This is a genomic window from Methylobacterium cerastii, assembly GCF_022179125.1.
GTDB classification, from domain to species: domain Bacteria; phylum Pseudomonadota; class Alphaproteobacteria; order Rhizobiales; family Beijerinckiaceae; genus Methylobacterium; species Methylobacterium cerastii.
Window position 1 is genome coordinate 1 of record NZ_BPQG01000030.1, and the last position, 14,713, is coordinate 14,713.

Consider the following 14,713-nt stretch of genomic DNA (forward strand, 5'->3'; position numbering starts at 1 on the left):
CAGTGGCGGCCGGCAGCTTGAACGATGAAGGCGCCCGATCGGGCCCCTTCATCGTTCAAGCTGCCGGCCGCCACTGGCCTGGTTTTACTCCGCCACAGCGGCCTGGAATTGGTCCGCCCTTTACATACGCTGCCAGTGCGAGACGCATCATCTCCTGTTCCCAGCTGAACTTGAGGTCCGCGAACACCTGTTCGATCACGAGGATGCTCTCGATGCTCGTGCGTGAATTCTTCTGCATCTGCCTGCTCTGATGCTCGGATCGAGCGCGCCATGGCTCAGAGGAGCCTGACCCATAGTCTATAGCGAGTTGGGGGAGGCGTGTTCGTCGAAAAATGAACTTTTTAATAAGGCATTGATTTTGTTGATCCCGGAACCGAGTCGGATCGCTGATCCGAGCGCTTGATGTCGAGCGTTGGGGGGGGGCGGCTGATTGGTGCGATCGCACAGACTTGACGGGCAACCACCGCAGCACTCGACAGGCCCCTATGCCACCGCACTCTGGTTGAGCGCGTCGATCACTTCGAACAGCCGCGTCGTCCTAACGTCGTCGAAGACCTGCTCCGGTCCCTGTGGTGCCACGTCTGTGAACGGGCTCTCGTAAAGCAGGCCCGGCTCCATCACGCCCTGCGCGGTCAGGTGGTCGACGACGAGGCCAATGAACTCAATCTGCTCTCGCGTTGCCGTTCCACCACCGAGGAACTCAGCGAAGGCGTCATTGACGGCCTGCCGGTCCAGTCCGACCAGCGATCTCACGAAGCGCCCGAAGCCAGCGCTGGCCTTGCGTGCCCACTCGATGGCCTCGGCATCCCCTATCCCGGCCTCGACCAGCATCTTCTCCAGCTCGACGAGATCGGTTGCCGTAAGCGCCTTGCCGTGGCGTAGCCGACTGAGCGCGATGTGGTCCTCGTGCTTCTTCAAGAATGAGCGCGCCTTCGCCTTGAAGCGCACGAAGTCGATCTCGCCGACCTGCGGGAGATCGTGGGCCACCCCCTCGCCGATCTCGTCGGCGAAGTCGGAGTAGACGATCGCGCGCTTGCGCTTCTCGATGTGCTGGATCAGGTCACGCAGGCGAAGACGCACGAGTTCGAGCAGCGGGACGGTCACGCCTTCCCACCAAAAATCGGTCTGGATCTCCTCGATCAGCACGGCCTGCGCGGCGATGCCGGGGATGGCGGTCTGCTCCTCGAGTGCGGATGCGATCTCAAGCAGTTGCGTCTTGAGCGTTGCGAGCCGTTTCAAGCCCTTCAGCAGCGCAAGTTCGAGTGAGAACATCAGCAGGTCGAACCGCTTCGCCTCCTCGGTCCCGTGCCGCTTGGCGGTCGGCAGCGGCGCGACCTGCTCGACAAGCTCATCGCGGGCCTCGTCGCCGATCGAGATCCAGGCGGCGGCTTCCTGATATTTCTCCACCGTCCGCCGGCGCTGGCGGACCACGAAGTTGTCGAGATTCATGCCGGCGATCGTCTCGCGCAGCTGGGTGACGGCATCGACGCGGACCTTATGCTCACTCGGCGGCGCAGTCTCCCTAGCGTCGCAAGGTGCGCCCTCGTCCTCCATGCCGGCGGACGTGCCTCGCTTGTCGTCGAGCGCCCGCACCAGATCGAGCCGCGCCGCAAATAGGCGCTCGGAGAGCGACGCTGCAGCGCCCGGATCCTTCATCTCAGGATCCGCGCCGAAGAACTCAAGATTCCCGCAGTAGTCGAACACCCGGAAGAACACCTTGTCGTCTCCGGGGCCGAACAAGTCCGGGCAAAGCCGCGTGCCGCGGCCCATCATCTGCCAGAATTTCGTCTTCGAGCGCACGGCCTTGAAAAACACGAGGTTGACGACCTCCGGCACATCGATGCCGGTGTCGAGCATGTCGACCGAGATCGCGACATGCGGGGCCTTGGTCTTCTCGGAGAAGTCGTCGATCAGGCTCTGCGCGTAGTCGGCCTTGTAAGTGACGATGCGGGCGAAGTGGCCGTTGTGCTCCGGATAGGCCGCGTTGAAGCGCTTCTCGATGAACTCGGCATGCGCCTGGTTCTTGGCGAACACGATCGTTTTGCCGAGCCGATCGCCGCCCTCGACCTTCACGCCCTTCTCCATAAAATGCGCGATCACGTGGTCGACTGTGTCCTCGTTGAACAGCCGCTTGTTGATCTCGGCTGCCTCCACGCTGTCGGGAATCTGCTCCTCTCCCCATTCCAGCATGTCCCACTGCTCTTTCTCCGCGTCGGAGAGGTCGTCGTAGCGCAGCCCTGAACGGATGATCTTGAGTGGCACCGAGATCGCTTCGGGTGGCACCAGATGGCCGTCACGCACCGCCTCGTCGAGCGAGTAGGCGTCGGTCGGCACGCCGTCCTCAAGATCGAACAACGCGTAGGTGTCGTGGTCGACGTCCTCGCGTGGGGTCGCGGTCAGGCCAACGAGGAAGCTGTCAAAATATGCGAAGATCGCGCAGTAGCGCTGGTAGACGGAGCGGTGCGCCTCATCGATCACCACGAGATCGAAGTGGCCGGGGCCGAACGCGCGTTTCCCTTGAGCTTTTCCGTCGATGAGGTTCATCATCGTTGGGTAGGTGGAGAGAAACACGCGGCCCTCGACGGTCTTCTCGGTCACGAGATTGACAGGCGCTGAGTCTGGTAGATGCTCCTTGAAGGCGTTCACAGCCTGTTTCACGAGTGCTGTGCGGTCGGCGAGAAACAGCACGCGCTTCACCCAGCCCGCACGCATCAGGAGATCGACCAGAGCGATCACCGTGCGGGTCTTGCCGGAACCCGTCGCCATGACGAGCAGCGCCTTTCGTTCGGAGTGCTCCTCGAAGCTCTTGGCGATCGCTCTGATCGCCCGGTGCTGATAGGGCCGCTCGACGATCTTTCGGTTCAATTTCTCAGCTGCCAGCGCCTTCCGGCTCGTGCGGCGCTGGATCACGAGTTCCAGCTCGTCGCGCTTGTAGAAGCCGCCGATGGCGCGCGGCGGTGATCTGAGGTCGTCCCAGATCCAGTGCTCGTAGCCGTTCGACAGGAAGATCACCGGCCGCTGGCCGAACCGGGCCTCCAGCGCATCGGCGTAGAGTTTTGCTTGTTGCCGCCCCTTCTCCGGGCTGTGCTTTGTAGCCTTGGCCTCCACTAGCCCCAGCGGCTTGCCGTCCAGCCCCCAGAGCACGTAGTCGACGAAGCCGACGCCGCTGGTCGAGGGCATGCCGGCGACTTCGAACTCGACGTCCTCCGCCTTGTCCAGCGTCCAGCCGGCTTCCCTCAGCAGCAGGTCGATGAAGCGGTCGCGGGTCTCGGCTTCCTTGTAGTCGTGATGGTCGGGAACGGCCGCATTGGCCTGTCGCGCAGCCGCTACCTCGGCGCGCAAGGCTTTGAGCTCCGCGTCGAGCTCCGTCTGGCTCACGAGCAGCTTGGTCAGCTCGCCGTCCTTGGCCTCGAGGTCCTTCTGCTGCTTCTGGAGCTGCACGAAGGCGCGCTTGACGACGTCGTCCCTGCGGGTCAGCTGGCTGACGTCGAAGGCAAGCCCATCCGCTGGGCGCTGGCCCCGCGCGTAGGTCCGCGCGAACCAGAAGCAGACGTGGAACAGCTCCTTCACAACCCCTGTGGCGTCGCCGGGAGAAACCGTCTTCTCCTCATGCACCGCGCGGTTGCGTAAGGTGTTGATGTATTTCGCCTTGGCAAAGACCGCCGGTCCAGCGAGCTGCTTGAAGCTCGGCTCGTGCAGCAGTGCCGCGATATTATCCTGATAGGGCAGCGTCAGGCACGGATCGTTGCGAAATGCCCACTTGACCGCGACCTCGACCGCCTTGCCGGAGAAGAAAGCGGCTGCCGTGGGTGAAGCCGCCGCTTGTCGCTCAGCCTCCGCCGCCGCCTCGTGGACGTGCGGAAATTCCGGGAGGAGGAAGGCGAAGTTGGACATGCAGCGCTAAGCTGCCCGGCGAAACGTGAAATCGCAAGTTGCAGATTGTATCAGGTTAAAATTCGGCGCGCCACGTCGCTGGTCTCAGCATCACGAGGCTGTCGAGCGGCGGCGCGAGTTCGAAGGCGCGCGGTTGGCGCGCGAAATCTTAGAGCCGCGCGATGCGGAACGCGTCGGTCCGCTCCTGGGCGAATGCGCGCTCGTTTTTGGGGAGGAAGAATGGCGTCGTGCTCTGCCCGATCGTCGTCTTGACCTCGATCAGCCGCTCGCGCCCCGAGAGGTCGAACGAGCGGATGTCATAGCCGGCGCCGTCCCCGTCTTCCTGCGCGACCCGCGCAATGCGCGCGAGATCGGCCCTGCCGGCGGCGCGCAAACTCGCCCGTTCATGAAGCAAGATGCGCTCTTCGCCTTGCCGGCCGAGCGCCCGGTTGTGTGCATCCCTCAGCGCCGGATCGAACTTCTTAACGATCCGCTCCAGTGGCGCAGGCGTCGGCTGAAAGCCCGGCGTCGGCGGCGCATAGAAGAACAGGCTTTCGGTCTCGCTGAGGCCCGCCGTGTGCGTCGCGACGACCGGGCTGTCGAACATCGCCGGGCGGGCGCCGAGATAGCGCTCGACGCCGTCGATCAGAGCGCGCTGGAAGTTTGCCATCGGTTTGTAGCCCTGGATACAGGGCATGCCGAGGTGCATCAGCACGGCGCTGATGTTCTCTGCTTGAACTGATCGAGCCGCGGCTGCGTGCCGTCAGCGCCTGCAGCGCGGCGTTGCGGTGGGCCTTGACGACGAGCTCTCTGCTTAGCTCCGGCCGGAGCATGTCAAAGTAGTCGGCTACGATCAGATCGTCTTGCGTGTCCGTTTAGTCGGTATCTGCTACTGCGTTGACCATGGTTAGAGCTGGCCAGAGAAGGCGCGGCGCTGGAGCGAGATAAATAATTCGTTCAGAGATAATTGCTCTATATCTAAATTTATTATGAGATTAATATTACAAGCATCTACCTTCTTAAAGCTCTCTTGTAGATGTCTCGGCGGTAGCGGAACCACCAACGATCGAAGATCACCTAGAGATAGAAACTTCTGTGTCCCGCCACGGCTCGCATCGGATATTTTCTTCAGCAGAAGAGGGCCAGCTAATAAAGCGTGAACAAACTCAGGCACCATTTTCGACTTCTGGAATTTGAACAAAGCAACATTTTTGATCGCGAAATTTGGCTCCCTGTTAATTAGAACAGGCGAGCCTATAGTGCCAATCATAGGCATAACAATATCATTTTTGTGAACTTTGGATCTTCTATTTATATTAATGTAATCGTTTTCCGATATAAATTTTGCACCGTCGAAATCTATTTTCCCGTTCGAAAAATTCTTCGAAGTTAGCAAAGGAAAGCCATCAGCTACATATTTAGGTGATTCGTGCGTGCCATCTCGAACATCGCAAATCGATCCGAGCGTAGCGGTTGGCCACCCCATTGAGTTGGTAATCGGGTTCCCAAACATCTCCAGAAAAACCGACTGTGTTAGTCCGCCAAGCAACTCCAACGCGCGCTTGCGCTTCCGGCGCAGCGCGTCCGCCTTGTCCAGGATCGCCGCGATCCGTTGTTGCTCGTCAAGCGGCGGGAGAGGTATTTCAAGGCCACTTAGGCTAGTTGCATTGACGCCCCCCTGAGCCGCGCCTTGTGTTTTAAGCCTTATCTGGCCCCAATACTTAGAAGATTGGAAAAAATGAGCAAGGAAGCTCGCATCCACCGATCGCGACGGCTTAACCCTTATGAGGTATGACGCAAAAACAGCTCCTTGTGGCGGATCTTTTATTAGAAAACTTTTACCAGTTGTAGCCCCGGTTCGAGCAAAGACGATGTCTCCATCGTTTAATATCGCTGATCGAAGTTTAGCCTCTGCTGCATCACAGAATGGCACACTGGACCAATCGACGGCGCCATCTTGTATGTCAGTAATGCGAAGAAATTTATTGCCTGTGTTTTCCGAAATTGCTGATGCTGTTAAGCCATAATCGATGCTTTGCGCTATATCACCCAAGCGCTGAACCGGAAATGCGCAACTCAAAGCATCCCCTCCAACTCATTTAAGCTTTCCAAAATCTCCAGCTCCAGCACTTTTAGATCCGCGATGATTTCCTTCGGCGCTCGGTGCTCAGCTGCCGCGTGCACCATCTCCTTGTAGCGGTTGAGAGAGAGATCGTAATCGGCGGCCGCGATCTCAGCCTTGGGCACACAGAAGCTCTGCTCGACCCTGGCGCGCTCACGCTCCGTCCCCACCCGCTCCGCCCAGCGCGAAGCGGCGTCAGGCAGGTTGTTCTTGAGGGTCTCCTCGTCGGACAACGTAAAGCCAGAGATACTCCTGGCGTCCTTGCCGGGGGCCACGCCGAGCTTTTCCGCCGGCAGCAGTGGCGTGCGCTTGTCGTCGAGCGAAAAGCCGTCGGCCTTAAGATCATAGAACCACACGAAATCTGTGCTGCCGGAGTTCGTCTTGGTGAACAGTAGGATCGCGGTCGAGACGCCGGCATAGGGGCGGAACACGCCCGAGGGCAGCTTCACGATGCCGTCGAGCCGGTGGTCCTCCACCAACATCTTTCTGATCGCTTTGTGCGCCGTGGAGGAGCCGAACAGCACGCCGTCCGGCACGATGACGGCCGCCCGCCCGCCGGGCTTCAGGAGCTTCAGGAACAACGCGAGGAAGAGCAGCTCGGTCTTCTTCGTCTTGACGATCTTCTGGAGGTCCTTGGCTGTCGTCTCGTAATCGAGCGAGCCGGCGAAGGGCGGGTTGGCGAGCACGAGCGAGTAGCGGTCGGCATCGCCGCCATGCTCTTCGGCCAGAGAGTCCTTGTAGCGGATGTCCGGCTGCTCGACGCCGTGCAGCAGCATGTTCATCGAGCCGATGCGCAGCATCGTGCCGTCGAAGTCGAAGCCGTGGAACATCCCCTCGTGGAAGTGTTTCCGCTGTTTTTCGTCGCGGAAGATGCCAGGGTGATTGTCTCGCAGATATTCGCCAGCGCCGACGAGGAAGCCACAGGTGCCCGAGGCCGGATCGCAGATCACGTCCTTCGGACCGGGCGCCATCATCTCGACCATCAGCTCGATGATGTGGCGCGGCGTGCGGAACTGGCCGTTCTGGCCCGCGCTCGCGATCTTGCCGAGCATGTATTCGTAGAGGTCGCCCTTGGTGTCGCGATCCTCCATCGGGATGTCGGCGAGGAGGTCGACGACCTTCGCTAAGAGCCCCGGCGTGGGGATGGTGAAGCGCGCGTCCTTCATGTGCGCCGCGTGCGCTGTGTCCGCACCCGCCATGGTGCGGATGAAGGGGAAGACGTGGTCGGCGACGATCGCGAACATCTGCGCCGGCGCCTTGTTGCGGAACCGCGACCAGCGCATTTCCTCGTAGGCGAGGCCGCCGGCCTTACCGATGTCATCCTTCCCCGCCGGAAAAATCCGCCGCTCCATCGGCTTGCCTAGCCGGTTCGCTTTGTTCTCCTCGCGGGTATGCGCGTCGTCGAGGCCGCGGATGAACAGCAGGTAGGTGATCTGCTCGATCACCTCGAGCGGGTTGGCGATGCCACCCGACCAGAATGCGTTCCAGACCGCGTCGATCTTGTTTTTGAGTTCGCCCGTGAGCATTCCGGCCTCCCTGGACCGGCTTTGTGTCACGCGCCGACGATGGACTGCAACGCAGCGCGGCTTAGCGCGCTCGATTTCTCCGTGAGGTTGCACGTGAGCGACAGTGTAGGCGTATGCCAATCGCTACCTCGAAGTGAGGACACGTCAAGGTAGGCCAATGAGCGATGAAGTAGCGGGCACGACCAGCCTCATTGGCTTCGACTCGGCCTGGACGGACAGTCCGAAGGCACCAGGCGCGATCAGCGTGATCCGCATCGCCTGCGACGGCCGGCGCAGCCTCGTTCCGCCGACTCTGGTCTCCTTCGACGGAGCCCTTGCTGTCATTGAGGCAGAGGCATCTGTCAGCGCCCTGCGCGTCGTCGCTCTCGACCAGCCGACGATCGTCCCGAACCAGACCAGCCTACGGCCGGTAGATCGCGTTGCTGCGTCTCTAATCTCCTGGCTCGGCGGCGGCGTGCAGCCGGCGAACCGCTCCAAGATCGGCATGTTCGACGATGCCGCCCCCGTCTGGCGCTTCAAAGAGCGACTTGGGGCGATGGAGGATCCCGAGGGGTCGCGGAGTGCGACCGCAGGGCTGTTCCTAATGGAGGTCTTCCCCGCACTGGCATTGCCCTCCCTGGGGCCAGCCTTCTGTGGCAGGCTGCTCGGACCGCGCTACAACCCGGGCCGCCGCAAGACCTTTACGCTCACCGGGTGGCACGCCGTGATTGCCGCCGTGCGCCGCATCGCCATAGCAAATCGGGTAATCGGGCTGACAGAATGGGTCGACAACGTCTCGACGATCGCCACCCCGCGCAAGGCGGATCAAGACCGGCTCGACGCTGTGCTATGCGCCCTGATCGGCCTTCACTGGCATACAGCGCCACGCACCACGTCGATGATGATCGGCGACCGAACGACTGGCTACATGATCACACCGGCGAGCGCGGACGTTCGTGTCCGGCTTAAGGTTGCAGCAGATAGAGCCGGAGTGCCCATCGACGTGGACCTCGAAAGTGGTATTCAAATGTAATATGCGATCCAAGATAACATGGGGACTTAGCGTAAAGTTCTTGTTTTTCAATTTTTATACAACGGGTAGCAAACGAATTATTTATTGACGAGACTATTGCTTCTCAAATCATTGATAGCTTGCCAATGAGTCCATTTATCATTTGGGGATTCTGCTTCACTGCATCGTTGGACTCGTAAAAATTGTCCGGCCTCTGCAACCACATTAAGATCGATGTGAAGAATGCCTTGATCCGTCTTCATCCAGGAGTTCCATGCACTTGTATCAAGACAAGGGGGCTTTCCAGGAGAGCAAAGCACAAAATGCAGTTGAATTTCACCAGATTTTCCGTCCAAATTGACTACAGAGGATGGAAGCGCGCTGAGGCGCGCGACTTTTGAGTCAAGTCCGGCGCCAGCCCATGACCCGACGCCTTTTGCTTCAATCAGCACAAGCGTTGATTCTGATGCAATCACCAAATCAATATCTTGCTGGCTACCAGTAACTATCATCGGCGCGTTCAATTGCGGAATTGCGACTGTCTCTGATCCGTGCCGAAGCATGTGAAGAGCGGCGACGAGCCAATCGATATGAAAATCAATAGCCCACCATGCACCGCGATCAATTTTAAAACTTTGATCGCGTAATCGTATAGCAGCTTGAACACGGTCCGCGAAATTTTCGCCTAGCCGAGCAGAAGCTGGTCCGAGAGCATCTCGCACGAGCCAGTGGCGCTCTTTCCGATTGAATCGTTGTAGCGCTTCGGTGAGGGTCATCGTCTGCATTTGTAATTGTCAGAACACCGTGGGGGGAGGGGGGGGAGGAGCTGGAAGGCAGCGAGCCTGTGAATTAATCCAGCTCGCCTGCGACGGCACAGGTGCAGCGCACCCCGCTGGCAGCGCCTGTGCCTCAAGTGCGTGCCCAGTGCCCCCCGGGAGAGCATACCGCGTGTCGTCCGCATCTGGGGCACATTGCCGGCTCCAACGCCGCTCGCGAGCAGCGCTCGCGCACCCGACACGATTCGAATGTTCGACCTTTGCCGCAGGAGCCTTCATCCATCCAGTCGGCGGGCTGCACACGTTTCGGGGATTGCTGAAGCATGCGCGAACGGGCGGAGGAGAAGCCGAGTTTTCATGCCTGAGGTTGGGCCTTGCACGTGGCGGCCGAACGCTTGGCGTGCTGGACGACCTCTTCCGGCGTCGGTGGGTTGGCCGGGTGGTAGGTGAGGCAGATCGGCGTGCGCAGTTTGGCCGGCCGTCCAGAACCCTCGGTGGCGAAATAGAACTCGCCGGCCCCCAGCTTACCGATATCTGTGGCGGTGCCGCCGCTGGCTGCAATAATCTCCTGGGCGGCCGCAATGGTTGCGGGTGCGCTCTGCCGGCCAAAGAACTGCGTCGTGCAGTTCGAGACCACCTGATTGTGGATGCCGCGAGGCACCTGTGTCGCGACGATCATCCCGAGCCCGTATTTGCGCCCCTGCGCCACGAGCTTGATGCCGCTGCCGAGGCTCGGCGCCGCGCGCTGCGACGGCAGGAAGGTCTGCGCCTCGTCCACCACGTAGAGCATGCCGTGCGGGGAGGGATTCTTCTTGATCCAGCCGAACAGCGTCATCTGCAGCCGGTTCACGAAGTCCTCGCGGGCGGCGTCCGAGGCGAGACCCGAGAGGTTGACGACCGAAATGCGCGTGCGCGCCGGATCGCTCCCGTAGAACAGGTGGCGCGGATCGAGCACCGTGCCTTCCACCTTCAGAAGCGGGTTTGTCGCCACTGCGGCATGAAGCTGGTCGGCCATGCCGGCCGCATGCTTGGTCGCATTGCCGATCGGGCTGATCCCATCGGGCAGGTCCGCGAGCAGGGCCGTGAAGTCGGCGAGCGTGCCGCCGCCCCGGCCGGCGAAGTGCTCGAGCGCGCCGGCCAGCACACCGCGCAGTAGATTGGTCTTGGCGCCCGCGAGAGGCCCGAGGGTCTCCGCAGCCATCTCGATCGCCTGCTGGCGCTCGTCCCTGTCCGCGCCGAGCTGCGAGAAGTCGGGCAGGACGGACAGGAACAGTGGGTTGCCGGCATGCACACCCGGCGTCCAGACCACGACATCGACGTCGGTGCGGTAGCGCTCGGCCTTCCGAGCGTCCTCGGGCGTGAACGTCTTCGGGCGTTCCGGCCAGAGCTCGCCCAGCCGCGACAGGTCGTTGTTCGGATCGATCACGATGGCCGGAAGGCCGGCCAGCGCCGCTTCCTCCACGAGGCGGCGCAGGAGCACCGTTTTGCCCGACCCCGAACCTGCGATGATCGCCGTATGGCGGGACAGGAGGCGGAGGGGCAGGTCGACCTCCGAGGCGTCGGGGCTGATCCTATGGCCGACCGGGATCGCCGCTGGCCGGGTTTCGGGCGCCGGCGCCTCAGCCTCATGGATGATCGCGGCAGGGGGAGGGGACGCGCTAAGAAGGGATGGCGGCGGCGCGAGGCGTGCGTCGGGGGTTTGCGCTCTCGGCACCCCGTCCTCCGCCTGCGTATGCGTGATCCCGGCGGCTTCGAAGAAGGCTGTCCGCGCGATCGGCTTCTCGGCCCGGAGCCAGCGCTCGAACGTGTCGGAGGTGCCCGCGACCTGCGCGCGCGTCCTCAGGTCGCGCAGGCCGACGAAGACCCGCAAGTCGTCGTCGGACGGGGCGATCGGCTTGCCTCCCGCCGCGATGAACGCTTCGACCAGTTGCTTCGTCTTGGCTCCGCCAGGCATCGGGCCACGGCGGACCAGCAGCAACTCTCGATCGGCGATGCGCGCCGAGATACCGGAGGCCGTGAGCGCCGCCCTCAGCCGGGCCTGAAACGCGATGGCGTTCTGGTGCTGGAGCGCCCGGTAGCAGACATGCCGTTCGCGGTCGTTCTCCTCGCGGTGGATGAAGATCAGCCGCCCGTGCAGCGGCGGGATCTTTTGGTCCGGCTCGCCCTTGCTCACGACGTCGAGGGCGTCGTCCGGATCGTCCTCCAAGGCGTAGAGGTCGAAGGTGTCCCGCAGCAACTGCCCGAGCCACGTATCCTCATCGCCGGCGATGCTGGCGATGTCGGCCTGCGCGGCCATGGCCGCGAGGTCGAACGCAGCGGGCGGGAGCGGTTCCACCTCGGTTTCCGGCCTGTCGATGAGGGTCTCGCAGATGGTGACCTTGCCCGATGCGAGGCAATGGCGGCGGAAGGCGTCGCACTTCATGAGCAGTGTGCGGGGCATCAAGCCGCCAGTTGCTGCCGCCGCGATGGCACCATCGCTGAAGGGCCACGTCGGGAATGACGGTGCGAAGTCCGCCTCCGCATAAGCCGGTTGCAGGCGGCCCACGATGAGCGCGGCGGCGGCGGCCTGATCAGTCATGCCTCGGAGCGTCTGAGCTTCAGTAAATCGACCCTTCATCGGTGTCAGGGCGCGTGCGTCCAGTCGATCCCAGGACTCCTCCAGGCACGTCACAACGGTCATGCTGCGGTCGCAGACGAGATGGACCTCCAGCAACCCGGCGGCGAGCACCTGCGCGAGGCCTGCTTCCGCCTCGATACCGTCCTCGGCCGCGAGCCGGCTGCTCTCGATCAGGCCGTCGATCTGATCGACGGCGACGAGGGTCGGCCCGCTGAGCGCCATGATCCAGCACATGCCGCGCACGAGATCTACAGGGGCCGGCGGCGGCGTCGTGAAGCCGAGGGCAGCCCGCTCCGTCGGATCGGCATCGTAGCCCTGAAGCCACGCATGGGCGAGGGCCACGACGGTCAGGTTCTGCGAGCGCAGCAGGCACAAGGCCCGGAACACGTCGAGATGCTTGAGCGCGCGGCCCATATCGACGCTCATCAGCGCCTTGACGAGGACATCGACGATCCGCCGCGCATCCATCTTCGGGGTGTTGAAGGCGACCTCGACCTGCTTCTCCACCTTGAAGCGGCGCGCCACCCCCGCAAGCACGGCATCCGACTGGCGGCGACCGTCGGGCATGGTCTGCAAAAGCGCCGTGACGAAGCTCAGTGCCGCGCTGCGCCAGAAGTCGGTGAGCCCGAGCACGTCGAGGGGCACGAACCAGCCGCCCGAGCCCCACACCTCTTGCCGGATCTGGCCGACGACGTGGGTCTTGCCGACACCGGACGGTCCCACGAGCACCTGCCCTGGCATGCGATCGGCCGGCTTCTTGGCACGCTGGAGCGCCGCGACAATCTCCGGCACCAGCGCCTCGTTCGGGCCGCCGGTCGGCAGCGTATCGGTCCAAATACTGTCGAGGGTGCGCACCCAGTCGAAATCGACCCCACGCAGGGCGTCGAGGGCATCGCTCATGATTGGATCCGGATGATGTGGAAGGGTTCGCCCGCCGGGCTGAAGGCCGCCGCACGCTCGGCGTCGTCGAGGGATTTCGGGTCGCTGAACTGGCTCAGTCGCGCTGTCGGATCGCCGCGCAGAATCGCCGCGAGCCCGGCATCGACGGTCGCCCGGTCGAGATCCTTGAGTTCGCTGCGCAAGGCGCTCAGTCGCACGGCCTTCGCCGTCTCTCCGCCGGTCAGAGCCAGATAGGCGGCCCCGATTCGTGCCCGAACCGCCTTGGCGCTGGGCTGACGTGCCTTGGCGGGCCTGCGCACTTCGGAAACGGGCCTCGGGGCAGGCGCCGGCGGCTCCTCGGGGGGCGGACCGATCAGGTCGGCGAGCGTCCGACCCGATCGGGCCAGATCGGCATCGATCCGTTCCATCCAGTCTTGCAGCACGCGAAACGCAGGGGGCAGCGGCTCGCGCAGATGCTTGCCTGCCCAGTCCCAGCCCCTGTCCGTCACGCTCAGCCTCACGGAGCGCCCCTGTCTAGTGGCCTCGACGTAGCGACCGGCGACCAAGGCCTCCCGATCCGCCTTGCCGACGCGTGGGGCGAGGACGCTCTGCAGGGCGCTGCCGCCCCTGCCTAGTAAGCACCACAGGACGAGGACCTGTCTCGACGTCGGCGTTCCGCTCATCGGCTCAACTCCCGTTCGCGTCGCGCCGCAGACGGATGACGGCGCGGACCTTCTCGATGACCAGGGACAGGTCGGCGGCGACCTGCTCATTGGTCAGGCGCAGGACGAGATACCCTGCCGTCAGCAACTCGTAGTCCCGATGACGGTCGTTTCCGAACTTGGGCTCGGCCCGGTGCTCGGGGCCGTCGAGCTCCACCACGATGCGATGCGTGGCACAGAGCAGGTCGACCCGCACCGTCCCGCCCCAGGCGCCGATAGGAATCGACGCATTGCAGGCGAACAAGCCCGTCAGCTCAGCGTCCTGCTCCAGCGCGGTGGCAACCCGACGTTCGGTCTCGCTCGCAGGGTGGGTGCCAGCCGGTGAAATGAAGCGCCGGACGGCTGGAACCTCGGCCCGGGCAAAGGCAAAGGCTCCGTAGAGGATGCGGTCATAGGGTGCGCCCTCGGGTGATAACGCCGGGAGCGCCGCCACGACCGGCACGCCGTGTCTCGCGCACCACTCGAAGGCTTCGATGACCGGCCCCGCACGCAGAGCCGAGGACGGGTCGACCTGCCAGACCAGAATGACGCCGGCGGAATCGATCACGTTCGTGAGGCGAATTAGTTCGAGTTCCCGTGCAGTGCGTCGGAAGCGCGGCGGAAGGCCGTGCGCGGCGCGCCTGGATGCAGCCTTCAGCCAGGGATCGGAACTCCCCTCGGCGCCCTGCCATCGTGGCCAGCGCATAAGTGCGAGGGCGGCGAGATCGTTTAGAAGGCGATCGAGGATCGTGGGCGCGTTCGAACCGTCGTCTGCAGCTACAGGAAGCACGCTACGATTGAGGATCGGAGCTTCAGACAAGAGATCGGAGACGGCGTCGATCCCGATCCCCAGAACAACGATGCGCTGGCCAGCAGCCAAGCTGGCGATGCTCTCGACCAGATCAGCGGCGGAAACGCGAGGGTGTGCCAAAGCGCTGGACTGAAACAACGAACGCAACCCGAGCCCGCGCTACTCTCTCGATCCGTGGAGCCCAAGGCTCACCAAGCCGTGAGACAACTTTACAGCACAGGATCTCTCGCGTGGCTACCGCGATGCGCTCCGACATGCGGCACGTGAGGTTGCGACAAACTGCATCGCGTGGCGCTGCGTTAAGGCATCAGGTCCCCTGTCGAGTGAACGCGGCACAGGCGCGGCGCATACCGAGCGCCGAACGCGCGCCGCAGCTGCATCTGCTAGCGCATCGCCGACCACTGCCGACGACTGCTC

10 protein-coding genes are annotated in these 14,713 nt (G+C 62.8%); 1 reads left to right on the forward strand and 9 read right to left on the reverse strand.

Annotated elements, in window-relative coordinates; genetic code table 11:
* Window positions 1–55 precede the first annotated feature (55 nt).
* From MFF13_RS10355 to MFF13_RS10375, 5 genes are all read right to left on the reverse strand, one after another.
* Window positions 56–238 carry a hypothetical protein gene (locus tag MFF13_RS10355; RefSeq protein WP_238272120.1) on the reverse strand — a complete coding sequence of 61 codons (183 nt, stop codon included), beginning with the start codon at window positions 236–238 and terminating at the stop codon, window positions 56–58.
* Between the two features lie 245 nt (window positions 239–483).
* Complete coding sequence (locus tag MFF13_RS10360; protein WP_238272121.1) at window positions 484–3,894, reverse strand: DEAD/DEAH box helicase family protein; 3,411 nt, start codon at window positions 3,892–3,894, stop codon at window positions 484–486.
* 148 nt (window positions 3,895–4,042) lie between these two features.
* Window positions 4,043–4,582 carry a protein NO VEIN domain-containing protein gene (locus MFF13_RS10365; protein ID WP_238272174.1) on the reverse strand — a complete coding sequence of 180 codons (540 nt, stop codon included), beginning with the start codon at window positions 4,580–4,582 and terminating at the stop codon, window positions 4,043–4,045.
* A gap of 198 nt (window positions 4,583–4,780) precedes the next feature.
* Window positions 4,781–5,926: a restriction endonuclease subunit S gene (locus MFF13_RS10370; RefSeq protein ID WP_238272122.1), complete on the reverse strand. Its 1,146-nt coding sequence runs from the start codon at window positions 5,924–5,926 to the stop codon at window positions 4,781–4,783.
* Window positions 5,927–5,949: 23 nt separating this feature from the next.
* Entirely contained in the window at window positions 5,950–7,521 is a 1,572-nt protein-coding gene (locus MFF13_RS10375; protein ID WP_238272123.1) for a type I restriction-modification system subunit M, read from the reverse strand.
* A gap of 157 nt (window positions 7,522–7,678) precedes the next feature.
* Here MFF13_RS10375 and MFF13_RS10380 point away from each other — a divergent pair, with 157 nt between their 5' ends.
* Window positions 7,679–8,533: a DUF429 domain-containing protein gene (locus tag MFF13_RS10380; protein WP_238272124.1), complete on the forward strand. Its 855-nt coding sequence runs from the start codon at window positions 7,679–7,681 to the stop codon at window positions 8,531–8,533.
* Window positions 8,534–8,610: 77 nt separating this feature from the next.
* Here MFF13_RS10380 and MFF13_RS10385 read toward each other — a convergent pair whose 3' ends face one another.
* The 4 genes from MFF13_RS10385 to MFF13_RS10400 form a co-directional block, all read right to left on the reverse strand.
* Complete coding sequence (locus tag MFF13_RS10385; RefSeq protein ID WP_238272125.1) at window positions 8,611–9,288, reverse strand: hypothetical protein; 678 nt, start codon at window positions 9,286–9,288, stop codon at window positions 8,611–8,613.
* A gap of 355 nt (window positions 9,289–9,643) precedes the next feature.
* Window positions 9,644–12,805 carry a helicase HerA domain-containing protein gene (locus MFF13_RS10390; protein WP_238272126.1) on the reverse strand — a complete coding sequence of 1,054 codons (3,162 nt, stop codon included), beginning with the start codon at window positions 12,803–12,805 and terminating at the stop codon, window positions 9,644–9,646.
* Complete coding sequence (locus tag MFF13_RS10395) at window positions 12,802–13,467, reverse strand: hypothetical protein (RefSeq protein ID WP_238272127.1); 666 nt, start codon at window positions 13,465–13,467, stop codon at window positions 12,802–12,804. The genes MFF13_RS10390 and MFF13_RS10395 overlap by 4 nt, the downstream gene beginning before the upstream one ends.
* A gap of 4 nt (window positions 13,468–13,471) precedes the next feature.
* Window positions 13,472–14,434: an endonuclease domain-containing protein gene (locus MFF13_RS10400; RefSeq protein ID WP_238272128.1), complete on the reverse strand. Its 963-nt coding sequence runs from the start codon at window positions 14,432–14,434 to the stop codon at window positions 13,472–13,474.
* Window positions 14,435–14,713: the final 279 nt, after the last annotated feature.